This is a genomic window from Iodidimonas gelatinilytica, assembly GCF_008579125.1.
Taxonomy (GTDB): domain Bacteria; phylum Pseudomonadota; class Alphaproteobacteria; order Sphingomonadales; family Rhodothalassiaceae; genus Iodidimonas; species Iodidimonas muriae.
This window is the reverse complement of sequence record NZ_BKCL01000003.1, coordinates 300,233-320,882: the sequence shown is the minus strand read 5'-3', so window position 1 is coordinate 320,882 and position 20,650 is coordinate 300,233. Positions and strand designations below refer to the sequence as shown.

The window sequence follows — 20,650 nt, the reverse complement described above, 5'->3', positions numbered from 1 at the left end:
GCTTGCGGGTTCCGGTTGACCGCGATTTTGATGCCGATATTTTCCTGTTCGAGGACCGGACTCTGTCCCTTTCGCCCAGTGGGCGCGAAATTGATCTGGAGATGTCCTATGGCCTTATGCTCAATGCCCATACGCACATCGAAACCAGCCTTGTGCAACAATTTGAAGCCGGGCATGTGGCCAATGGCGGCACCATTACATCCTTGCTTGTGCGCTTGCGCTCACGTTTTTAAAGCCAAATTCTGGGCATGGGGCGGGCTTCTTGCTGCATCCTTGCTCATATCCGCTTGCGGCGCCCCGCCCCAACAGACCCGGCAATCGGACAGCGCCGCACCGGCCAATCTGCCACAAGGGGCCCAGCCCATGGGGAACGGGGTTTATGCCGTTCCCATCGAAGGTGTGGATGAAGATGGCTGCCAGCGCTACCGGCTGTGGGCGGCAGACCGCATGGTGATCCAGGCCATTCATTATCGCAAAGCCGATGGCAGCTTCAGCATGAACAAAAACGAGGCCGCCTGTATGGCAGCCCCGAAATCCCGTTAAACCCTGACAAAATTACTGGATGATTTTCCAGTCGCCATCGGGCTGCCGACATGCCGTGCCATAACCGGTTTGCGCTTCACCACCCACATAGATGGTCTGGGTATATTCCCGGCAATAACGCTCATCATCCCCTTGATAAGCGGGCTTTGGCTCTACCCAGCCACGATTGCCGGTATCGGGATTATACCATTCGGTACGGGTGCCGGATGGCGCCGTTTCAAAGGCCTGTTGTTGTGCCTGTGCCATGGCTATGCGGTCGGCCCGGTCCAGATCCTTGCCCACCTGATTGCCAATGGCCGCACCGGCCACAGCCCCCAAGGCCGCGCCCACCTTGCCGCTATCACCACGGCCACCGATTTCGGACCCAATCAGACCGCCAGCAATGCCGCCAACAACCGTGCCCCAAAATTCCTTTTCGCCATTCCCTTGATTGCTACATGCCGCAAGGCTGGCAAAAAGCAGGGCCGCCCCCGTCATCTTGAGCAAGCGTGACATGCTGAGCTTGATCCTGTCCACGGTCATATTCGCCTCCAACCGGTTTCGCACAATGTCTGTTATCCTATCCCAAGAAGCGTGAACTGCGAATGAACCGCCCAAGGATGATCATCATTTAAGTTTCTACAGCAGGAAGAACAAGCCCGGCCCGCACGCCCCCCAGCATATGAGAGCGGCTCAATCGCACATGACCGCCGCTCATATCCGCAATATCGCGCACGATCCCAAGCCCCAAACCGCTGCCCGGCACAGCCTCGTCCAAACGGTTTCCACGTTCAAACACCGCTTCCGCTTCCCCATCGGTGATCCCCGGCCCGTCATCCTCCACGCAAATCTCCAGCATCGGACGCGCCGTGTTTTTCAATCGCTCGGCCTTCACGATAACGGTGGTGGCGGCCCATTTGCAGGCATTGTCCAATAGATTGCCCACCATTTCGGATAGATCCTGACGGTCCACCCGGCACGCAAGGCCCGGCGGCAGTTCTGCCTTGATGGTCAATGCCCGGCTTGCATAAATTTTCTGCATGGCGCGCACCAGTTCCGCCACCGGTTCATCCAGTGCCGTTGCCGCACCCACACCGCCACCGCCCGCGGCCCGCGCCCGCTTCAAATGCTGGTCTATATGCTGGCGCATACTGGCTGCTTGGGCACGGGCCACATCCGCCAACCGCCCGTCTTGCGTTTTTGCTTCATTGGTCAGCACCGATAACGGCGTTTTCAACGCATGGGCCAGATTGCCCACATGCGTGCGCGCCCGCTCCACCACCCGTTCATTCTGGGCGATAAGCGCATTCATTTCTTCCACAAGAGGCTGGATTTCAGACGGAAAGCGACCCTCCAGCCTTTGGGCTCGACCAGACCGAATACGCAGCAAGCCTGTACGCACCGCTTTCAAGGGCCGCAAGCCAATCCACACCTGCGCCACAACCGCCAACAACAGGCCCAGCCCCAAAAAGCCGAGGGACCGCAGGATCAGCATATCGAATCTGTCGATATCCGTACGGATCTGTTGGGTATCCCCCGCCACCATATAACGATAAACCGCCTCGTCATCAGGCAGCACCACATCGCGCACCATGATGCGCAAAACCTGCTCGGTCGGCCCTTGGGTTTCATATACCCTTTGGGAAAAGGCCGGTTGTTCCCATTGCGGATCAAGGGCCTGATCCCACAAGGAACGGGATCGGAAATGCGGCATATCTTCGGTGGAAACCTGCCAGTAAAGCCCGGAATAAGGATCGGAATAGCGTTGATCCGCCATCGGGCGGGTGAAGCGCAACAGCCCGTCTTCCACCTCGCTCACGCCGATCATATGTTCAAGGGCCAGGCTCAAACGATGATCGAAATCCGCCACCACATAATCACGAAAGGCCCCGGCCAGAATAAAGCCGCCAAAGGCCAAAGCCACCGCAAGCCAAAGGCTGGCACTCAATAGCAGTCGAACTGTCAGGGATCGTGTCAAACGCCCCACCGATGATCCCTTTCAGCGCTTATCTTCCCCATCTTCGGGATCAAGGCGATAGCCAAGTCCCCGTACAGTATGGATCAGATCGACTCCCAGTTTTTTGCGAATCCGGTTCACAAACACTTCGATGGTGTTGGAATCCCGATCAAAATCCTGATCGTAAATATGCTCGGTCAGCTCGGTCCGCGACACCACCTCCCCTTGATGATGCATCAAATAGGAAAACAGTTTGAATTCCAGCGCCGTCAACCGCACCGGCTCGCCCGAAACCCACACCCGCGCATTCCGGGTATCAAGGGTAACAGGGCCACACACCAGCTCTGAGCTGGCATGGCCTGCCGCCCGACGAATAAGCGCCCGCAACCGCGCCAAGACCTCTGCCAGTTCAAACGGCTTGGTGACATAATCATCGGCCCCCGCATCCAATCCGGCGACCTTTTCGCTCCAGCTATCGCGAGCGGTCAGAATAAGTACCGGCATGGAACGCCCGTCTTCGCGCCATTTCCGCAAAACAGAAATGCCATCCATCACCGGCAAGCCCAGATCCAGCACCACCGCATCATAAGGCTCTGTATCGCCTAGAAAATGCGCATCCTCACCATCGCTTGCATGATCCACCGCATAGCCCGAATCCTTTAAGGACGCCACCATCTGGGCGGCCAGATCCACATCATCTTCTGCAATCAAGACCCGCATCAGCGCTTTCCTTTCACCGATAAAATCCGTCCTGTATGGGCATCCAACGTGACTGAAGCCACCTTTCCCCCCTCTTGCAAGACCTTGATCCGATACACCCAGCGATCCCGCCCGGCCCGTTGCAGATCCTGCCCCACCACACGCCCCGGCACCGCCCTTCGGGCGCGACGGACAATGTCAGAATAGCTTTTGATCTTGCCTTCAAGCATTTCTTCGCGGGCGCTATCTTGCTCAGACTGCGCCAGAACAGGCCGGTGCTGCGGTGCTGCAGAAACCGGCGACGATAAAGCCGCAGTGCCCAGAACACCCATCACAAAAAAGCCCGCAATGACGTTAAAACCTCGCATGGGTTTGATCCCTTCCCCCGATAAATATGCGATTTCCCGTGAACACCATATGAACCATTCCCCATAGAGCCCTGTCCGCGCTATGCTTGGCATGCAAGCCACTAGGAATCAGGGAAAATAATCATGCGCACCCTTCTTGTACCCATGACCGACCCAAAAGGGCAGGATAGTGTTTTAAAAGTTGCGTTTTCACTTGTAAGAACTTTTTCCGCCCATCTGACCTGCCTTTTCATCCGGCCCGATCCGCGTGCCGCCATTCCCTTTATGGGAGAAGGCCTGACCGCCGATGCCATTCAAGACCTTGTGGATGCATCAGACCGGGAGGGCAAAGCCCGTGCTGCCCGCACCTATGCCGTTTTTGAAGAAACCCGCAAAAAACAGGATATTCCGTTAGGCGATGGATTGGGACCAGAAAAAACAGCCACCGTTGCATGGGAAGAATCGACGGGCTTCATCGCTGACCGTGTGGGACGGGCCGCACGCCTGGCCGATCTGACCGTGGTGCCGCAACCGGTTGATCCCAATAGTGAAGATAGCGCCGATCTGTTGAACGAAGTGCTGTTTCGTTCGGGCCGGCCTTTATTATTGGCCCCGCCCAATCCCAGCGAAACCATCGGCAGCACCATCCTTGTGGCCTGGAATGGTCGGGCCGAATGTGCCCGCACCGTCGCCGCAGCCCTGCCCTTCTTGCACCGGGCCGAGCGCATTTTCTTATTGACGGTAGATGATGAACATCCCGACCGGCCTTCTTTGGAAGGCTTGAGCCTGTATCTGGCCCGCCAAGGCATAAGCGCAGACATTCTGCACCGTGAAAGTGACGACAAAAGTGTTGGCGAAACCATCCGGGACACGGCGGAAACTCTTGGCGCGGATCTGTTGGTGATGGGAGCCTTTTCCCATAGCCGCTGGCGTGAAATGATTATTGGCGGGGTCACACGCCATGCCATTCATCACGCAAAGATCCCGGTGTTCATGAGCCACTGATGCCCACGCCTCTTTTACGTGATTGGCATCATGCGGGCGCTTATTACGCCCATAAAGGCCATAAGATTTTTTATCGACGGGCGGGCAAAGGCGATCCTTTGCTGATCCTGCACGGCTTTCCAACCGCCAGTTGGGATTTCGCCCCCTTGTGGAGGATCTCACCGCCCGCTTTGATGTGATCGCCCCGGATATGATCGGCTATGGATTTTCCGCCAAGCCCAAACCTTATGGCTATTCGCTCTTCGATCAAGCGGATCTGGTGGAAGGATTGCTGTCTGATCTTGGGGTGGCCCGCCCGCATATTCTGGCCCATGATTTTGGCGATAGCGTTGCACAAGAACTGCTGGCCCGCCTGCATGAGCCGTCCCATGCCCTGGATCTGGCCTCTGTGTTCATGCTCAATGGCGGGATTTTTTACGATCGCATCACCCCGGTGTTCACCCAACGCTTGTTGCGGTCGCCCTTTGGCCGCATCAGTCAGCATCTTATGACCCGACAGAGCTTTGGCTGGGCCTTTACCAAAATATTCGGGCCCGATACGCAACCCGACAAAAGCGCGTTGGACGATTTTTGGCATCTCATCACCTATAACGGCGGCAAGCGGGTGATGCACGACATCATCCAGTATCTAGGAGAGCGGCAAAAATTTCAGGACCGCTGGACCATGGCCTTTGCCAAATCCCCCATTCCTTTGCGCTTTGTTTATGGACCGCTTGATCCGGTTTCCGGCACAGCCATGGCCGAACGATTCGCCCGGATCGCTCCGGCCACCATCGCCCCCCATGTGATACGGCTGGATGGCATTGGCCATTATCCGCAAATAGAGGCCCCGAAGGCGGTGCTGGCGGCATTTGATGCGTTTCAGGCTGGCCTCTCTTCCCACCCCATGGCCTCGCAATGATCCGGTTTCTAAGCGCACTGCTGGGGTGGATGGCGCTTGCCCATATGGCAAACGCACAAGACATCGCCCCCCTCAAACCCCTTGGCCCAGCTTGGATATGCAGTTGGCCCGCATGGAAGACGGGTTGGCCTTGGTTGCCAAAGATGGCCGGCGCTTTGTGTTGGCGGGGCTATGGCCACTCCGGCGCAGCATGAAGGCGGCGACATCATCGAAGATGGGCTGGCGCGCATGGTAAAACAACGGATCGAGCACCATCTTGACCATAGGCTTCAGGTTTATCCGATGGATCAAATCCCCGACCGCTATGGCCGTATCCGCGCGCATCTGGTGGCGAACACAGCGGATGGAAAAGGGCTTTGGATCAATGCCATGCTGCTGCAACAAGGGCTGGCCCGCGCCTTTCCCCTCAATGATATCCAAATGCTGACTGATGCCCTTTATGCTGCCGAAGCCACAGCCCGCGCCCAGAATATGGGCGTTTGGGCATCGGCCCGAAATGCGCTTTATGCGGCAGACGATGAAGCGGTGATGGCGCAAAAAGCAGGGGAATTTGCCATTGTCGCAGGCCCCATCCGCTCTGCGACCAAGGTGGATGGCACCGTTTATCTTAATTTCGGGGATGACTGGCGCACAGATTTCACCATTCGACTGTTATGGCCCATAAGGCGGACCTTCCCGAAAGAGCAGCGCGACCCTTCATGGTGGGCGCATAAAACCGTGGAAGTACGCGGCGTTTTAGAAGATTTCAACGGCCCGTTGATGACCCCGCTCGCGCCGGCGCAAATCCGGATTCTTCCTGCATCGTCAGCCCAAAAATCTGATCCGGCCCCCTAAAGGCATAAAAAATCCCCCGGCGCCGAAGCACTGCGGGGGATCTTCAAATCAAGATGATCGCAAAGCGGATCAGGCGGCGATCAAAACATTCTCGAGGCGCGTCAGGGCAGACTGCTCGTCGATTTCCTCAACGGCAGCAAGTTCACGCGCCAAACGGCCAAGCGCCGCTTCATAGATCTGGCGTTCGGAATAGGATTGTTCCGGCTGATCGGCGCCACGATGCAAATCGCGCACAACTTCAGCAATGGAAACAATGTCGCCGGAATTGATCTTTGCTTCATATTCCTGCGCCCGACGGCTCCACATGGTGCGTTTGATACGCGCCTTGCCCTTCAATGTGGTGAAGGCTTCTTGAATGGTTGCCGTATTGGAAAGCCGTCTCATCCCGACCGTCTCAGCTTTATTGGTGGGAACGCGCAAGGTCATGCGCTCTTTTTCGAAACGAACAACATAGAGTTCGAGAGAGGTGCCCGCGATCTCCTGGGCTTCGATTTCCGTCACACGGCCAACGCCATGTTTTGGATAAACCACATAATCACCCGTGCTGAAATCAAGCATGCTTTTGTTTTTTGCCATGGCAGGTCTTGCAGCCCCTTTGCTGTTGGGCGGATGTTCAGCGAGCGATAACCCGGCACATATCCATCCGGTCCCCGGAGTCCCAGATGGATCATATGCTCATTGCGATACGGGATGTGCGGGTGCTGTGCCTCGCTGCTGTCCAGATCCGCTGGCTTGATGACAATAAAAATCAATCAACGGACAAAACTGTAACACAACTGACAATTAAATGACAGGAATTTCGCATATGCGAAGCGCGCAAAGGACCACGCAACGCCCATTTTTAAGCCGAAGCGACCAAAAGCAGAGGCATTGCAGACGGCACTGCGGCAGAGTGTCACAGCGCCTTTATTTGGCACGCCCCCTTGATCAGATGGTCAAAAAAATGCGAAAAAGATGCCGCACTCTACTCAAAGATGAAACTCAATCGCCGCTGCCCGGCTCCGCAGAGAAGAAGCTATCGAACTTGCCTGCTTGGTCCTTGAACGCATCGGCATCCGCAGGCGGATCTTTCTTTTCTGTAATATTAGGCCATTTTTCCGAATAATCGGCATTCACTTCCAGCCATTTTTCAAGGCCGTCTTCCGTATCGGGCAAAATGCTTCCGCCGGACATTCAGGCTCACACACGCCACAATCGATGCATTCATTGGGATTGATGACGAGCATATTCTCGCCTTCATAAAAGCAATCAACCGGGCAGACCTCAACGCAATCGGTGTACTTGCACTTGATGCAGGCTTCTGTGACGACGTAGGTCATGAAATTCCTCTCGGCGCGAAGCGGCTTGGTCGCCGCGTTGATTTGAAGGCGTTATGCCCAAGATTTTTCCCCAAGACAACCACTTTTCAAGGGGAAACCGGTTAAATCTATGGTGCGATCAGTCTTCCCCGCCATCAACAAGGCCCATTCGGGCGACAACTCTTTTGCGCGCATCCCCCCGGTCCCGATCGCTCACATATAGCAACCCACCAACCCGGCGCAGAAGGTTGGCTTCATAATCATGCAAGACCCCATCTGCATAAACCACCTCCCAAAGCATTTCGATCATTTCCACTCGTTCTTCATAAGAACAGGCGTCTTTGATCTTGGAGGTAAAGCCAAGCAATTGTACGGAGCCATCACTATGACCGCGGGCTTCGGCGATCAGGCTTTCAATATCGTCTTGGGAAAGCTCGAATCGGTCATCGAGAACCTTCCGGATCGCGGCTTCTTCTTCCTCTCCCAAAACCCCATCCAAACTGGCTGCTTCCAAAAGCAGGGCAGCGGCGGCCACATGGCGATCCTCATGGGCGGCTTTGGCAGGCTCATCCCCTCCCACACGATCAAAAAAAGCACGAATACGCGTCAACATAGAGATCTCCTGACTGTTTCTGGTCCCGCCAACGGTTATTCTTTCTGGCTCAGGAAGCGATCAAGGGCGCGGCGGTCCGCTTTGGTGGGACGCCCGCTTCCGGCCTCTCTTCGGGCATGGCGGTTTTTTTCCTGCGCCGTTTTTGCGCTCTCCGGTGGAGGGGACAGGTCTTCATATAGTCCCTGCGCCACGATTGCCGGCCCGCGCTGGTCGGATAACGCCAAAACACGCACCACAAACACGCGCTCTGCCTTGGCAAAGGTCAGAACATCCCCCACCACAATGGCCGCGCTGGGCTTTTTCACATGGGTGCCATTTATGCGCAGGCGGCCCGTTTTCACTTCACGGGTGGCGAGGCTGCGGGTTTTATAAAACCGCGCAGCCCACAACCATTTATCCAGTCGCATACGCGCTGTTTCAACCCCGTCTTTTGTGGGGCCGTCCTTCGACATCAGCCACGCTTCTCCAACGCATCTTTAAGGGCTTTCAACTGCGCAAAGGGGCTGTCTTCATTGATTTCATCGCGGGGTTTGCGATCTGCAGAGGCATGGGATTTATATCCGCGTCCATCCCCTTGCCGATGGCCAGCGGCGCGGCCTTTCCCACCGGATTTATTGCCATGAGAACGCCCGCCCTCCGGGCGGTTCTCCTCGGTTTTGGCGCGGTGCGCATTTTTCACCTTGGGTCCGCCGCCCTTGCGTTGATCCGCATGATTGGCCGCATGAGAGCGATTCCGGTTTCGGGAAGCGGGGCGCGGTTGACGGGGCGACCAGAAGAACCGTACCTCATCCACCATTTCCGGCTCAAAGACGTCAGCCGCTGCTTCTGGAGCGGCTTCTGCCGTCGCATCCGGAGTCGCTTCCGGCACTGTTTCTGGCGCTGTTTCCGGAGCCACGTCCGAAGCGGCATCCGCAGCATCTTGAACCGGCGTCTCTTGCGCAGATGTATCTTTAGCGGGCGCTTCTTGAACAGGCACTTCTTGAACAGGAGCTGGCACTTTCACAATTTCATGCGCATAGCCCACAGCCCGCATCGAGCGAATAAAGCTTTCCCCCGAACAGCCCACAAGGCCCATAATTTCCGGAGTGACGGTAAATTTCGCGCCATTCTGCCCCAAAGGCCGGGCCGTATCCGCCAAGCGTTCCAGCATATCCAGCCGCACCGCTTCATGCCCGCCAATCAACCGGAAACCGGCAATTTCATAAAATTCACGCGGCGCTTTGGGGTCGGTCTGAATCCACACCAAACCGGGCGTCGGCATTGGCGGCAAATCGGAAATGCCATTCCACAAAGCCCAAGCCAGCAAGCGCAATTCCACCGCATGGGGCTTCAGGATCAGCGGAATATAAAGAGCGGTGGCACCGATACGGATATGGAACCGCCGCAGGCCCTTGCGCGCATCTTGGTCGATTTTGCGCAATTCTTCCGATACCTGCCCGCGTGGCAGCACACCAAAGCGTTCCAGAATCTGAAAGGCCACACCGCGCGCCAAACCCGCCAAAGGTGCATCCGCAGCCGCAACAACCGGAGCCGCAGGCGCTTTCGCGTCTCCTGCCCCCTCTCCGGCATCGGGGGCCGAGGCCGAGTCGGCAGCAGCTTGTGGCGCCTCCTCTGCACTTTCCGGTGCCTTTTGAAGCTCGGTTGTTTTCGCCGGTGCCTGCTTCTCGATTTCCGCTTTCAGCTTCAAAAGCGGTTCCAGCTTGTCGGCAATGCGTTCCGACAACCAAGCGGCACAGCTCTGGCGCACATTTTCTGCCAAGGCATCGGTTAAAAGCGTGCCTTCCACCAGCTTGACGCGCGGTTCATAAGGCGAATCGCCTTTTTCAAGACGCGCAATGACAGATTTCTGCCAAACCAGCTTTGGCCGGTGCATCCCTTCGGAAACATCCAGCTGCAGCGTTTTATAGCCAATATTGCAAAAAATCTTGGCGCGCCGCGTGATTTCCGCCTTCAAGGCGATATCCGCAGCCTGCTCAAGGGTTTTGAATTCCTCGCCCACCGCAGATGGATCGGCGCGGAACGTGAAGCCATCGAGCGTGCCAATGGCATGCCCTTCGACAATGATTTCGTTGGTTTCGTCTATGCTCACCGACAACTCGCCTCGCTGGCGTAATTCGCGCATCAGAACGGATGTCCGTCTGTCTACGAACCGCTGCGTCAATCTATCATGCAAGGCATCGGACAATTTGTCCTCAATACCCCGCGTCACATGCGCCCAGTGCGCTGCATCCGATAACCAGTTTCGCCGGTTGGCGACATAGGTCCATGTTCGGATATTGGCGATCCGGGCCGCCAAGGTATCAATGTCGCCTTGTACATTGTCAAGTCGGCTGACCTGTTTGGCCATCCAATCATGGGGCACAACACCGTGACGCCCCATCAAATCGCGGTAGATGCGCTGAAGCAAGGACAAATGTTCACTTGCCGATACACGGCGAAAATCGGGGATCTGACACACCTCCCACAATCGTTGCACCGCCGCCGGTGTGGTGGCGATGGCCGACACATCGGAATTTTTTGCCAAAGCCTTCAAAGCCTGCAAATCCAGTGCTTCGCGCGCCCGCACCAGATCGGGCCGGGCCGATGGCGACTCCAAAGAGGCAACCAGTTTGGCTGCCGAGCGGTAATCAAGACGGGAATTGCGCCAGATCAACGCCTTGAGCGGGCGGAAATCATGATCTTCCACCTGTGCGATAAGCTGCGGATCCAAAGACGCCCCTTCGGCCCCTGCCAGCGTAGAAAAGCTGCCGTCATTCATATGCCGCCCGGCCCGTCCGGCAATTTGCGCCACTTCCGGTGCAGAGAGGGCCCGCACCCTTTCCCCATCGAATTTATGGGTGGCAGAAAAGGCCACATGGTCGATATCCATATTCAACCCCATGCCAATGGCATCGGTGGCCACCAGATAATCCACATCCCCGTTTTGATAGAGCGCCACCTGCGCATTGCGGGTGCGGGGCGACAAGGCGCCCATCACCACCGCGGTGCCGCCACGATTGCGGCGCACAAGCTCGGCCAGCCCGTAAACATTCTCGGCGGAAAACGCCACAAGCGCCGCACGGCGCGGCAGGCGGTGCAGCTTTTGCGGCTGTACATAACGCAATTGCGACAAACGCTGCCGCGTCACAAGGGTGGCATCGGGCAATAACCGGCTGATCAAGGGCTGCATGGTGGCCGCCCCCATGAACACGGTTTCTTCCACCCCCCGCGCATAAAGCAGCCGATCGGTGAACACATGGCCGCGCTGGGCATCGGCGGCCAACTGGATTTCGTCCACCGCCAGAAAATCCACCCTTTGACTCATGGGCATCGATTCGACGGTGCAAATCCAGTAGGAAGGCCGCGGCGGAACAATTTTTTCCTCACCGGTCAGCAAAGCAACCCGCGCCGCCCCCTTGGCCGCCACCACCCGATCATAAATCTCGCGCGCCAACAGCCGCAGCGGAAAGCCGATCATCCCGGACGCATGGCCGAGCATCCGTTCCACCGCATAATGGGTCTTGCCGGTATTGGTGGGGCCAAGAACGGCAATCACCCGCCCGCCGTCGCCTTGCGCTCGCTGCATCCTGTATCCTGTTATAGTGCGCGTTTAAGGGGGGAGAGGCCTTCGGCCACGGCTCCGGTCAATCGCCGGACACAGCATCCGCCGCAACGGGCCGGACCTTGATCTGCGTCAGCTGATTGCGCCGCCGACCGATGATTTCAAAATCAAAGCCGTGGAATTGAAAGCGTTGCCCGACAATGGGGATGATCTCCGATTCGTAAATCACCAGCCCGGCCAATGTGGAGGCATCGGAATCAGGCAAAGACCAGTCAAACCGGCGGTTAAGATCGCGGATGGTCATGGTGCCATCCACCTGTATCCAGCCATCGGCCAGCTTTTTCACCCCATGATTGGCATGGTCGAATTCGTCGGTGATATCGCCAACGATTTCTTCCAGAATATCTTCCAGAGTAATCAGCCCCTGAATCGCCCCATATTCATCCACCACCATGGCGAAATGCGCCCGACGCGATAAAAACGCATTCATCTGTTCACGCAATGTGGTGGTTTCGGGCACGAACCACGCATCGGTCATAATGGCACGAATATCGATTTCTGCCGGATCGCTTGTCGCCTTCATCGCCCGCAAAACGTCTTTAGCATGCAAAACCCCGACGATATTTTCCGCATCGTCTTCATAGATGGGCAGGCGGGTAAAAGGACTTTCGATCACCTCGTCGACAATTTCCTGTGCCGGCATGGCCAGATCGATCAGGGCCATATTCTTGCGGTGGATCATCACATCTTCCACTGTGATGTCATCCAGATCGAGGATCGAATCCAGCATGTCGCGGTGGGATTTACGGATACCGCCTTCGCTGGCCCCCAGATCGATGACCCCGCGAATTTCATCCCGGGCCGACAGCACCGCTTCATTGCTTTCCAGATCCACACCAAACATATTCAAGGTGCCCCGCACGATATGGCGCACCAGATTGACCACCGGTGAAAACAGCAGCACCACAAGGCCGATCACCCGCCCAACGGCAAGCGCCATGCCATCGGGATTGGAAATGGCATAGGATTTGGGCAGCACTTCGGAGAAAATCAGCACCAAAGCGGTCATGATCAAGGTGGCATAGACCACCCCGCTTTCGCCCACCAAGGCAATGAACACGCTGGTCGCCAGCGCACTGGCAAGAATATTCACCAGATTATTGCCCAGCAAAATCGCGCCGATCAGCCGCTCTTTGTCTTCGATCAGCTTTTCAACCCGCTTGGCCCGCCCGTCGCCATCCCGCGCCAAGCGGTGGATACGGGCACGGCTTGCCGCTGTCAGCGCCGTTTCCGAGCCAGAGAAAAAGGCCGACAAGCACAGCAATACAAAAATGAAAGCAAGGCTCGATATGTGCGCGATCAGCATAAAACAGCTCCGTTCAAACAGGTCGAGGCACCAATAGCCGACTTATATAAGATTGGCGGCCAAAAAACCGTGCAAAACATCGGACGGCACATCGCGGCTTAAAAAGGCTTGGCCGATGCCCCGACTTAAAACGAAAGTCAGCACCCCGGCAGACATTTTTTTATCCTGCGCCATCAAATCCATCATCCGGTCGGCGCTTAACCCGGTGCACAGATCCGTGCAGCGATGGGGCAAGCCCGTCTCCGCAAGATGCCGGCGCAACCGGTCTGCATCCGCCTTTGGGCACAGTTCCAGCACCACCGACAGATCCAATGCCATCTGGCAGCCGATCGCCACCGCTTCGCCATGCAATACCCGACCATCATAGCCCGCAAAGGCTTCAATGGCATGGCCAAAGCTGTGGCCCAAATTCAAAAGCGCCCGCGCCCCCGATTCGCGTTCATCGGCAACAACGATGGCCGCCTTGGCCCGGCAGCTTTCCGCCACCGCATAAGCCTGCGCCTGTTTATCGCCTTTCAAAACAGCGGCCCCATTGCGCTCCAGCCATGTGAAAAAGTCCGGCCGGTCAATCAGGCCGTATTTCACCACTTCCGCATAGCCCGCCTTACGCTCACGCTCTGGCAGGCTATCAAGGGTGGCAAGATCGATCAGCACCCGACGCGGCTGGTGAAAGGCTCCCACCAGATTTTTCCCCTGCGCCATATTGATACCGGTCTTGCCGCCCACCGAGCTATCCACTTGCGATAAAAGGGTTGTGGGAATCTGCACCACCCCCACGCCGCGGCGCAAAACAGAGGCCGCAAAGCCGGTAAGATCACCCACCACGCCGCCGCCCAAGGCCATCACCAGATCGCTGCGTTCAATGCCGAAATCCAAAAGCGCGGCGCACAGGCGTTCCAGTTCAGCAAAGCATTTGGACCCTTCCCCCGCCGGAATCACATGCAGATCCACATCGACGCCGCCATCGGCCAAAGCCGCCATCAGCGCCGGGCCATACCGCGTCGCCACCACATCATCGCTGACCAACGCCAATTTGGGTCGGGGCAGTATATCGGCAAGATAAGGCATGGGATCGGCCAACAATCCCTCGCCAATCATGATCTGATAGCCGCGCGCTCCCAAAGACACCGGAACCTGCGTGATTTTTTGCGCCTGTTGCTGTTCTGTCACCTGTTGCTGCTTTCCCGAATATGCCCCTGAAGGGCCTTAACAATCTGATCCACAACCTGTTCATGGGGGCCATCAGAGCTTTTGATATGAAGATCCGCCTTGGCATATTGGGGGCTACGCTCTTGCCACAGCCGGACCAGAATGCTGCGCGGATCGCCGCTTTTCAACAAGGGCCGGGTATCCCGCCGCGCTGTGCGTTCCACCAACACATCAATATCCGCATCCAGCCAGATGGAAATGCTGCGCTTTAAAATCAATCGCCGGGTTTCGGCATCAATAAACGCCCCGCCACCCGTTGCAATGACCTGTGCCGGCCCTTCAATCAGCCGGGCGATGACTTTTCGTTCGCCATCACGGAAAGCCGCTTCGCCAAAACTTTCAAAAATTTCCGAAACCGTGCGCCCCGCTGCCCGTTCGATTTCTTCATCGGCATCCACAAATCCAAGGCCCAGGCGAAGGGCCAACCGCCTGCCAATGGTTGATTTTCCAACACCCATCAGGCCAATCAGCACAATCGTCCTGTCGGGATTTTCCAGATTCATATGGGCGGGATGCCCTTTATATTTTTCAAGATCGGTCATGCCCTGTCTTACAGCACAAAAATGCGCTGCCATAAAGCAACCGCATGCAGGTCATAGACTGGTCATGGTCGTTTTTTAGTTTCAACATGGATATGGCAGCCATTTATCTGCTGTGTCTGTGTTTTTCACGCACACCGACAAAAGGGAGCGGCCTAGACAGGGTCGGCTCCCACCGCCTATAACCGGGCTCGGTAAGAATGAGGTTTTGCCCATCATGAAACGCGTCTGGTTGATTATCGTCCTTTTGGCTGTGCTGGCTGTGCTTGCCGGAACGGTGTGGCTTTATACATGGGACATTCCCGCGCCCCAAGAGCGGGTGGAGCAGGAGTTGCCGGATGATCTTATTACCAACTAGCCGGAAAGGCCGGTGCGCCCTGTTATCCGGAACAGCCCTGTGCTGGGGCCTTTGCGCAGCATTTGGGCTGGGCCTTGCCACATCCCAAAAGGCGATGGCCCAAAGCACCCCTGCCCCGGCCAATGATCCCCTTGGGGCCTTGCAAGACAACAGCACCCAACAATCCCGCGATCCCGCTGGCACCTCTACGGAAAAGCGGCGTTTTTATCTTGGCCCGCGGGGCAGTGATGCACAAAATGATGCACGGGGCGATCTGCAAAATTCTCCCTGGGAAGATGCGGACCACGCCCCCACATCGATCCTGATCGGGCCTTATGTGCCCAAGCAATCAATTGCGATCCCTTCGCTGGATGAGCCGCAAGAATCACCGGACACAGTGCTGGCCAATGGGGCCGCCCAACCCGATGGCGATGCGGATCTTAGCACCTCGGAAGCAGGCGAATCCCTTGATCCCAACATCACCGTAGATGCCTTGTCACAATTGGACCCGGCCGCCATCGGTGTTTGGACCGATCGGTCGGTACAGCCCTTTCCTATCACCATGTGGCAAGGCAGCCAGCGTGAAACCCTTGAACGCCTGATCCCGGCCCTGCCGGCACAAGCCTCGTCCACAGCGATGCGCTCTTTGATGCGGCGGCTTTTGCTGTCCCCTGCCAGCCTGCCTTCAAAGCCTGTCGCCCTTGCATCCCCCGAAGCGGACATATCTTTACAAGCCCAAGTCCTTGACGAAACCGGCTTTGAAACGCGCCCTTCGGCCTTCCCGGATGCCGCATCCCAAGCAGATCCCGAAACCGCGAATCCGCTTTCCATCACAGCGGAAACTTTGACAGCGCCACCGGATGAAAACCCCGATCAGGGCATGGATGAAGCGCAAGCCCAAGGCTCCGATCTGCTGATGGCCCGGCTGGAACGGCTTTATGCCGCCGGTGCTGTCGATGATTTCCTGGCCCTTTCCGAACGTCTTCCCGCAGATCTGGAGAATGCCGATCTGGACCGTATGCGCACCCATGCGGCCTTGGCCATTGGTGATTATGAAACCGCCTGCCAGATCGCCCAGCAAGCCATTGTCCAATCGGGGGCGGCTTTGTGGCTGCGGGTCACGGCTCTTTGTGAAGCGTTTGAAGGCAATCGCGGCACCGCCCGATTCAAGCTGACCCTTTTGGATGATGCCAATGAAGCCAGCCCGGCGTTTTCCGCGCTGGTGGAAGCCCTGCTGGATCAAATCGAAGGCCGCACCGCCCCCACCGATGCCCTTGACCTTTCCAGCGCAACAGAGCTGACGCCAGAGCTGTTTGCCGCCAGCCAATTAACTGCCACCCCTTTGCCCGGCACACTGATCCGGTCTGCACCGGAAATTTTGCTGGTCGCCTTGTCGCAATCGCCCACATTATCCACTGACGACCGTTTGGCTTTGGCCCAGAAAGCCGCGCAAAAAGGCCTGATGGATGGCGCACAGCTTGCCGAAATTTTTGCCTCTCTCTCTTTCACCGATGCGCAACGGGCTGCCGTCTTTGCATCTTTGGAAGCCGAGCAAGACCGGACAGCCGAATCGGAAAACGACCCCGCCGGACAACAAGAGATGTCAGACGAGGCAGCGCCGGTTCCAACCAATGAGGCGCTTCTTGGCGGCATAGAGCTGGATGCTCTTTTATGGCAGTTGGCGGCAAAATCCCAAAGCCCGCATGAGCGTATCCGGTGGATCGAAATCGCCCTTGAAAGGGGCCGAAGCCGTGGGCTGATCACCGCCATGGCCGGAGCCTTGGCCGAACCATTGGAGGCCATCACCGCCAGCATGGCCTTGGCGGGCTATGCCGATAGTGCCGGACGCATTCATCTGTTGAATGGCCGCGCCGAAGATGCAGTGGCATGGTATGAAGCGGCACGGCTAGCGGCGGATCAAGGCAATCTGGATGCCCGCCGCGCCTTGCTTGCCTTATGGCCCTTGATGGCTGTGATGGATGAAACCGGTCATGTGGCTATAGATCCGGACATGCTGACTCTGTGGATGACCACCCATTCAGGCCGCACAGAGCATGAGCAATTGAGCCGCGCCGATTTGTTGTTCACCGTTTTGGAAGGCTTGGGAAAACCGGTGCCTTTTGATCTGCAGCAACGTGCACTGACAGCCCCTTTGCGCCATGGCCCCATACCACCAGCCACCTTATGGCGGCAATTGATCCAGGCCATCACCAGCCACCGCACCGGGGAAACGGTTCTCACAACGCTTGTGGCTTTGGGGGAAGATGGCCCGGCCTTTGTATCGGCCCCTGTGCTGTCCACCCTTCTGGTGGGGCTACGTGAAGCAGGATTGGAACAAGACAGCCGCAGATTGGCGATGGAGGCCTGATCGAGCAGGGCTTTTAAAAGCAAAACCGGTTTTTAGGACAGCAACCACATGGCCCGCGCCAAGGGAGAGGACCGCTATCTTCTAGAGCAGTTTCTGGAAGCCCTGTCGTCGGAACGCGGCGTGGCGCAGAATACCTTGCTGGCCTATGAACGGGATCTGATGGACTTTTTCCAGCGGTGCGGCTGCCAATCCGCCACCGCCAGCACAGAAGATGTCCGCGCCTATCTGGACGATCTGTTCCGGTCAAATCTATCGGCCAGCACCGCCAGCCGCCGTTTATCCACACTGCGCCAGTATTTCCTGTTTTTGTTCCGCGAGGGGCTAAAGCCGGACAATCCCACCGCCAATATAGACAGCCCCCGCAAGGCGGACCATTTGCCTTCCATATTGAGCGAAGAAGACGTCACACGGCTTCTGGATGTAGCCCAAAAACGGTATGAGGCCAAAAATACCGTGGGAAATGCACGGCTTCTGGCCCTGATCGAAACGCTTTATGCCACCGGAATGCGCATATCCGAATTGTTGAGCCTGCCCCGCCATGCTTTTTCCCCCGACCGTCCTTTTTTGTTTGTGAAAGGCAAGGGAGGGGTGGAACGCATGGTGCCTTTGGGAGAGCAGGCGCGGTACGCCCTCACCGGATATCTTGAGACTTTAAAGCGCGACAAACCGGAATATCGCCAAAGCCGCTGGCTGTTTCCATCACGCGGTGCGCAAGGCCATCTCAGCCGGATGCGGGTGCAGCAATTGCTCAAGGATCTGGCTATTGAAGCGGGGATTGCCCCAGAAAAGCTTTCGGCCCACAAGCTGCGCCATGCCTTTGCCACCCATTTGCTGGCCCATGGGGCCGATTTGCGGGTCGTGCAGAAAATGCTGGGACATGCCGATATTTCCACCACCCAGATCTATACCCATGTGCTGGAAGAACGGCTGCGCAAGCTGGTCAGCGAAAAGCATCCGCTGGCAAAAGATCCGACCTTGAAATAAAAAAACGACCGGGCCTTATTCGATCTGGCCCAGCCAGCCCTTGCGCATGGCTTTGGCCACGGCATGGCTGCGGGAACTGGCATCCAGCTTGGCAATGGCATTGCGCACATGGAAACGCGCCGTCTCTGGCGAGCGGTCGATGATTATGCCGATTTCACTATCGGTTTTGCCGCAGGCCACCCATGTCAGACATTCCCGCTCACGCTCGGTCAGGGAACAGGCGTCCGCCATATCCGACGCGCCTTCTGCGACCATCATGTCCACATGTTCCAAAAAGGCGTGGCCCACCAAAAACAGCTCGCCCGCATGGCGGTCCGCCCAGTCGCGCACGATCTTCAAAGGCTCGTTGCTGACCCATGTGACAAAACCCGTGCGACCGCCGGGCTGATGCACCGGCACGGTGATGCCCGACCGAACGCCCACCTGACGCAACAGGCTAAGGGTTTGCTGCCCCAAAGCGGTAAATGGTTTTGGCAATGTATCGCCTTCCAGCCCAAGATTGTCTTCATCCAAGCCCCAGGAAAAGGGCCGCCGCATCTTGCGGCATGGCACCACAAGGGGACAGGCCAGCATCAGGCCAGAATTGAACCAGCGCCGCACAAAATCCGAAGGCCAGCCCAGTTCAACGCCAATGGGTTCGCGCTTTTGCCCCGCCACATGGGACGGATTGGCCAGATCATTATCAAAAGCCGCACGCGGAACAGGCAGGGACTGGCTGTAATCTCCCAGAAGCATCGAGGCTTCCTGAAGGTTTCGAGCGCCGGGCAAATCACTTAAAAACCGTTGTGTTGGTTCGGCTAACATCACTCACCCCAAAGACGACCACTGAACTTGAAGAACAGCATTGGTCCCAAAGAACAGCACGGGTCAAAGGCCATGATTTCTCATAGAGAAAAACGGCACTTTGCCTCTTTATAATTCCCTATAAGATAGGGCAATCAAGTAGCGACGCCAAGGTGTCTTCGAAGTGTTGTTGCGCATGTCACACTCTTTTGCGCAAGTTTACGTAACGTAAAGCTCTTCACAGAGTACGCAAGAATCTCAACTTAACTTTTCTTTTCAGTATGTTGCAAACCCGACGCTTTTTTATATCAAAAGAGCCAAAGTCCCTGCTTTTCTGCGGATCTTTGGCTTTTTGATGATCAAATGCGGGTTAGAGCAAGGATCGGGCGCTTATTCATAATCGGGAACAAGGGTCGGCGATCCCATTTTCCAATCACCATCGGGCTGCAAGCAAGCGGTGCCATATGCGTCTTTTTCTTCACCGCCAATGGTGATGGTGGTTTGATATTCGCGGGTTTGCAGGCAATCGGATGCCGCTTGCTCCCCAACCGGAGCCGCACGCGCAGGGATCGGCCCGGGGCGTTCGGCATATTGCGGTGGCTGGGCCACACCATAAACCCGCTGCGGTGCATAATAGCCGCCGCCATAAGCCGAAGCGTGTCTGCGGTCATTGGCACTATCAATGGCACTATAGAGCAACAGACCGGCTCCAACGCCTAACAGCACATTGGCCGCCCCATGCCCGCCACGATGGCGGCCTCGATAATGGTGGCCGCGATTATAATGACGCCCACCACGATAGCTTCCATAAGAGCCGCCATAATGGCCACCCCCGTAGCTATAATTGCGTGGACCGGCTTCAGCAGGGCTGGCCGCGATCACTGACAATCCGCTCAGGGCCATTGATCCAATTGCCAGGGCTCCTAGAAACTTTCGCATGGTCCGTTCTCCAAAGTCCGCTTTTCGGGCATCATTCGGGATATAATGTGCAAACCCATCTGAACCAGAGCTGAATGGCACACAAAGAGTCACAGGGGGGTGACGACAGACAGACTGAAATTCCATAACGCTTTGTGGAGAACAATTGAATCCGCGCAGCCCGACTGGGCGCCATAACCATCCAAATCCGTCACTCCCGGACTTGATCCGGAGTCCAGCATAGCCTGCCGCAGGGTGTGGTAAAGGAAGAACTGGATTCCCGGATCAAGTCCGGGAATGACGAACGGGTGTGTGGGAATGACGGTGCGCCCACAGCCTTGAACATGGTCCATGTGAGCATCGATCCCAACACCGGCGATCATGACGGCTTCGGGTCGAGCGGAGCGGGGCCAGTTAAAAATGACGAGC

The 20,650-nt window shown here is 56.8% G+C and carries 23 protein-coding genes and 1 pseudogene; 9 read left to right on the top strand and 15 right to left on the bottom strand.

Annotated features, from left to right (window positions below; all coding sequences use genetic code 11):
- Both JCM17844_RS14630 and JCM17844_RS06370 read left to right on the top strand, forming a co-directional pair.
- On the top strand, positions 1-233 hold a 233-nt coding region (locus tag JCM17844_RS14630), incomplete at its 5' end, for a hypothetical protein (protein WP_210431491.1).
- A 130-nt stretch (positions 234-363) separates the two neighbouring features.
- Positions 364-543 (top strand): hypothetical protein, encoded by a 180-nt coding sequence (locus JCM17844_RS06370; RefSeq protein ID WP_150000163.1) that lies wholly within the window; start codon positions 364-366, stop codon positions 541-543.
- Positions 544-555: 12 nt separating this feature from the next.
- Here JCM17844_RS06370 and JCM17844_RS06365 read toward each other — a convergent pair whose 3' ends face one another.
- From JCM17844_RS06365 to JCM17844_RS06350, 4 genes are all read right to left on the bottom strand, one after another.
- The gene (locus JCM17844_RS06365) at positions 556-1,065 is read right to left on the bottom strand and encodes an RT0821/Lpp0805 family surface protein (RefSeq protein WP_210431490.1); all 510 of its coding nucleotides are present in this window, start codon (positions 1,063-1,065) and stop codon (positions 556-558) included.
- 88 nt (positions 1,066-1,153) lie between these two features.
- Complete coding sequence (locus tag JCM17844_RS06360) at positions 1,154-2,509, bottom strand: sensor histidine kinase (protein WP_150000162.1); 1,356 nt, start codon at positions 2,507-2,509, stop codon at positions 1,154-1,156.
- Between the two features lie 12 nt (positions 2,510-2,521).
- The gene (locus tag JCM17844_RS06355) at positions 2,522-3,199 is read right to left on the bottom strand and encodes a response regulator transcription factor (RefSeq protein ID WP_150000161.1); all 678 of its coding nucleotides are present in this window, start codon (positions 3,197-3,199) and stop codon (positions 2,522-2,524) included.
- The gene (locus tag JCM17844_RS06350; RefSeq protein WP_210431489.1) at positions 3,199-3,546 is read right to left on the bottom strand and encodes a PepSY domain-containing protein; all 348 of its coding nucleotides are present in this window, start codon (positions 3,544-3,546) and stop codon (positions 3,199-3,201) included. The genes JCM17844_RS06355 and JCM17844_RS06350 overlap by 1 nt, the downstream gene beginning before the upstream one ends.
- A gap of 123 nt (positions 3,547-3,669) precedes the next feature.
- Between JCM17844_RS06350 and JCM17844_RS06345 the strand changes: the two genes are divergently transcribed.
- The 4 genes from JCM17844_RS06345 (at position 3,670) to JCM17844_RS06335 (ending at position 6,265) form a co-directional block, all read left to right on the top strand.
- Positions 3,670-4,530 (top strand): universal stress protein, encoded by an 861-nt coding sequence (locus JCM17844_RS06345; protein WP_150000159.1) that lies wholly within the window; start codon positions 3,670-3,672, stop codon positions 4,528-4,530.
- Positions 4,530-4,709: a hypothetical protein gene (locus JCM17844_RS14625; RefSeq protein ID WP_210431488.1), complete on the top strand. Its 180-nt coding sequence runs from the start codon at positions 4,530-4,532 to the stop codon at positions 4,707-4,709. The genes JCM17844_RS06345 and JCM17844_RS14625 overlap by 1 nt, the downstream gene beginning before the upstream one ends.
- On the top strand, positions 4,679-5,431 hold the full coding sequence (locus tag JCM17844_RS06340; RefSeq protein ID WP_210431487.1) for an alpha/beta fold hydrolase: 753 nt from the start codon (positions 4,679-4,681) through the stop codon (positions 5,429-5,431). Before JCM17844_RS14625 ends, JCM17844_RS06340 begins: the two co-directional genes overlap by 31 nt.
- A 171-nt stretch (positions 5,432-5,602) precedes the next feature.
- Entirely contained in the window at positions 5,603-6,265 is a 663-nt protein-coding gene (locus tag JCM17844_RS06335) for a thermonuclease family protein (protein WP_150000158.1), read from the top strand.
- Between the two features lie 69 nt (positions 6,266-6,334).
- Here JCM17844_RS06335 and JCM17844_RS06330 read toward each other — a convergent pair whose 3' ends face one another.
- The 8 genes and pseudogenes from JCM17844_RS06330 to JCM17844_RS06295 all read right to left on the bottom strand — a co-directional run bounded on the left by JCM17844_RS06330 (position 6,335) and on the right by JCM17844_RS06295 (position 14,795).
- A complete protein-coding gene (locus tag JCM17844_RS06330; RefSeq protein ID WP_210431486.1) occupies positions 6,335-6,841 on the bottom strand; it encodes a CarD family transcriptional regulator in 507 nt (168 codons plus the stop codon).
- A 405-nt stretch (positions 6,842-7,246) separates the two neighbouring features.
- Positions 7,247-7,584, bottom strand: a pseudogene (gene fdxA, locus JCM17844_RS15890) (ferredoxin FdxA).
- 118 nt (positions 7,585-7,702) lie between these two features.
- Positions 7,703-8,176, bottom strand: a complete 474-nt coding sequence (locus JCM17844_RS06320) for a tellurite resistance TerB family protein (protein WP_150000157.1) — start codon at positions 8,174-8,176, stop codon at positions 7,703-7,705.
- Positions 8,177-8,211: 35 nt separating this feature from the next.
- Complete coding sequence (locus JCM17844_RS06315) at positions 8,212-8,628, bottom strand: RNA-binding S4 domain-containing protein (RefSeq protein ID WP_150000156.1); 417 nt, start codon at positions 8,626-8,628, stop codon at positions 8,212-8,214.
- The gene (locus JCM17844_RS06310) at positions 8,628-11,741 is read right to left on the bottom strand and encodes a helicase-related protein (protein WP_150000155.1); all 3,114 of its coding nucleotides are present in this window, start codon (positions 11,739-11,741) and stop codon (positions 8,628-8,630) included. The genes JCM17844_RS06315 and JCM17844_RS06310 overlap by 1 nt, the downstream gene beginning before the upstream one ends.
- Positions 11,742-11,799: 58 nt before the next feature.
- Entirely contained in the window at positions 11,800-13,083 is a 1,284-nt protein-coding gene (locus tag JCM17844_RS06305) for an HlyC/CorC family transporter (RefSeq protein ID WP_150000154.1), read from the bottom strand.
- 42 nt (positions 13,084-13,125) lie between these two features.
- Positions 13,126-14,253 carry a 3-dehydroquinate synthase gene (aroB, locus tag JCM17844_RS06300; protein ID WP_210431483.1) on the bottom strand — a complete coding sequence of 376 codons (1,128 nt, stop codon included), beginning with the start codon at positions 14,251-14,253 and terminating at the stop codon, positions 13,126-13,128.
- Positions 14,250-14,795: a shikimate kinase gene (locus JCM17844_RS06295; protein ID WP_150000194.1), complete on the bottom strand. Its 546-nt coding sequence runs from the start codon at positions 14,793-14,795 to the stop codon at positions 14,250-14,252. The genes aroB and JCM17844_RS06295 overlap by 4 nt, the downstream gene beginning before the upstream one ends.
- A 253-nt stretch (positions 14,796-15,048) precedes the next feature.
- On the opposite strand from JCM17844_RS06295, the gene JCM17844_RS14610 reads away from it, so the two are divergent.
- The 3 genes from JCM17844_RS14610 to JCM17844_RS06285 are packed head-to-tail and all read left to right on the top strand — an operon-like array spanning position 15,049 to position 18,520.
- A complete protein-coding gene (locus JCM17844_RS14610; protein WP_210431481.1) occupies positions 15,049-15,189 on the top strand; it encodes a hypothetical protein in 141 nt (46 codons plus the stop codon).
- Positions 15,170-17,536, top strand: coding sequence for a hypothetical protein (locus tag JCM17844_RS06290; protein ID WP_150000153.1), 2,367 nt, complete (start codon positions 15,170-15,172; stop codon positions 17,534-17,536). The genes JCM17844_RS14610 and JCM17844_RS06290 overlap by 20 nt, the downstream gene beginning before the upstream one ends.
- A gap of 48 nt (positions 17,537-17,584) precedes the next feature.
- Complete coding sequence (locus JCM17844_RS06285; RefSeq protein WP_150000152.1) at positions 17,585-18,520, top strand: site-specific tyrosine recombinase XerD; 936 nt, start codon at positions 17,585-17,587, stop codon at positions 18,518-18,520.
- Positions 18,521-18,535: 15 nt separating this feature from the next.
- On the opposite strand, the gene JCM17844_RS06280 is transcribed toward JCM17844_RS06285, so the two are convergent.
- The 3 genes from JCM17844_RS06280 to JCM17844_RS06270 form a co-directional block, all read right to left on the bottom strand.
- Positions 18,536-19,324 carry a helix-turn-helix transcriptional regulator gene (locus JCM17844_RS06280; protein ID WP_150000151.1) on the bottom strand — a complete coding sequence of 263 codons (789 nt, stop codon included), beginning with the start codon at positions 19,322-19,324 and terminating at the stop codon, positions 18,536-18,538.
- A 369-nt stretch (positions 19,325-19,693) separates the two neighbouring features.
- Positions 19,694-20,185, bottom strand: coding sequence for a hypothetical protein (locus JCM17844_RS06275; protein WP_150000150.1), 492 nt, complete (start codon positions 20,183-20,185; stop codon positions 19,694-19,696).
- A gap of 146 nt (positions 20,186-20,331) precedes the next feature.
- On the bottom strand, positions 20,332-20,604 hold the full coding sequence (locus tag JCM17844_RS06270; RefSeq protein WP_150000149.1) for a hypothetical protein: 273 nt from the start codon (positions 20,602-20,604) through the stop codon (positions 20,332-20,334).
- Positions 20,605-20,650 lie beyond the last annotated feature (46 nt).

Coding starts and splice junctions, on each gene's coding strand:
- JCM17844_RS06280 (WP_150000151.1), bottom strand. CDS start 19,324: ATGTTAGCCGAACCAACACAACGGTTTTTAAGTGATTTGCCCGGCGCT.
- JCM17844_RS06305 (WP_150000154.1), bottom strand. CDS start 13,083: ATGCTGATCGCGCACATATCGAGCCTTGCTTTCATTTTTGTATTGCTG.
- JCM17844_RS06290 (WP_150000153.1), top strand. CDS start 15,170: ATGATCTTATTACCAACTAGCCGGAAAGGCCGGTGCGCCCTGTTATCC.
- JCM17844_RS06310 (WP_150000155.1), bottom strand. CDS start 11,741: ATGCAGCGAGCGCAAGGCGACGGCGGGCGGGTGATTGCCGTTCTTGGC.
- JCM17844_RS06270 (WP_150000149.1), bottom strand. CDS start 20,604: ATGATCGCCGGTGTTGGGATCGATGCTCACATGGACCATGTTCAAGGC.
- JCM17844_RS14610 (WP_210431481.1), top strand. CDS start 15,049: ATGAAACGCGTCTGGTTGATTATCGTCCTTTTGGCTGTGCTGGCTGTG.
- JCM17844_RS06345 (WP_150000159.1), top strand. CDS start 3,670: ATGCGCACCCTTCTTGTACCCATGACCGACCCAAAAGGGCAGGATAGT.
- JCM17844_RS06295 (WP_150000194.1), bottom strand. CDS start 14,795: ATGAATCTGGAAAATCCCGACAGGACGATTGTGCTGATTGGCCTGATG.
- JCM17844_RS06285 (WP_150000152.1), top strand. CDS start 17,585: ATGGCCCGCGCCAAGGGAGAGGACCGCTATCTTCTAGAGCAGTTTCTG.
- JCM17844_RS14625 (WP_210431488.1), top strand. CDS start 4,530: ATGCCCACGCCTCTTTTACGTGATTGGCATCATGCGGGCGCTTATTAC.
- JCM17844_RS06335 (WP_150000158.1), top strand. CDS start 5,603: ATGGCCACTCCGGCGCAGCATGAAGGCGGCGACATCATCGAAGATGGG.
- JCM17844_RS06370 (WP_150000163.1), top strand. CDS start 364: ATGGGGAACGGGGTTTATGCCGTTCCCATCGAAGGTGTGGATGAAGAT.
- JCM17844_RS06315 (WP_150000156.1), bottom strand. CDS start 8,628: ATGTCGAAGGACGGCCCCACAAAAGACGGGGTTGAAACAGCGCGTATG.
- JCM17844_RS06320 (WP_150000157.1), bottom strand. CDS start 8,176: ATGTTGACGCGTATTCGTGCTTTTTTTGATCGTGTGGGAGGGGATGAG.
- JCM17844_RS06350 (WP_210431489.1), bottom strand. CDS start 3,546: ATGCGAGGTTTTAACGTCATTGCGGGCTTTTTTGTGATGGGTGTTCTG.
- JCM17844_RS06330 (WP_210431486.1), bottom strand. CDS start 6,841: ATGGCAAAAAACAAAAGCATGCTTGATTTCAGCACGGGTGATTATGTG.
- JCM17844_RS06355 (WP_150000161.1), bottom strand. CDS start 3,199: ATGCGGGTCTTGATTGCAGAAGATGATGTGGATCTGGCCGCCCAGATG.
- JCM17844_RS06365 (WP_210431490.1), bottom strand. CDS start 1,065: ATGACCGTGGACAGGATCAAGCTCAGCATGTCACGCTTGCTCAAGATG.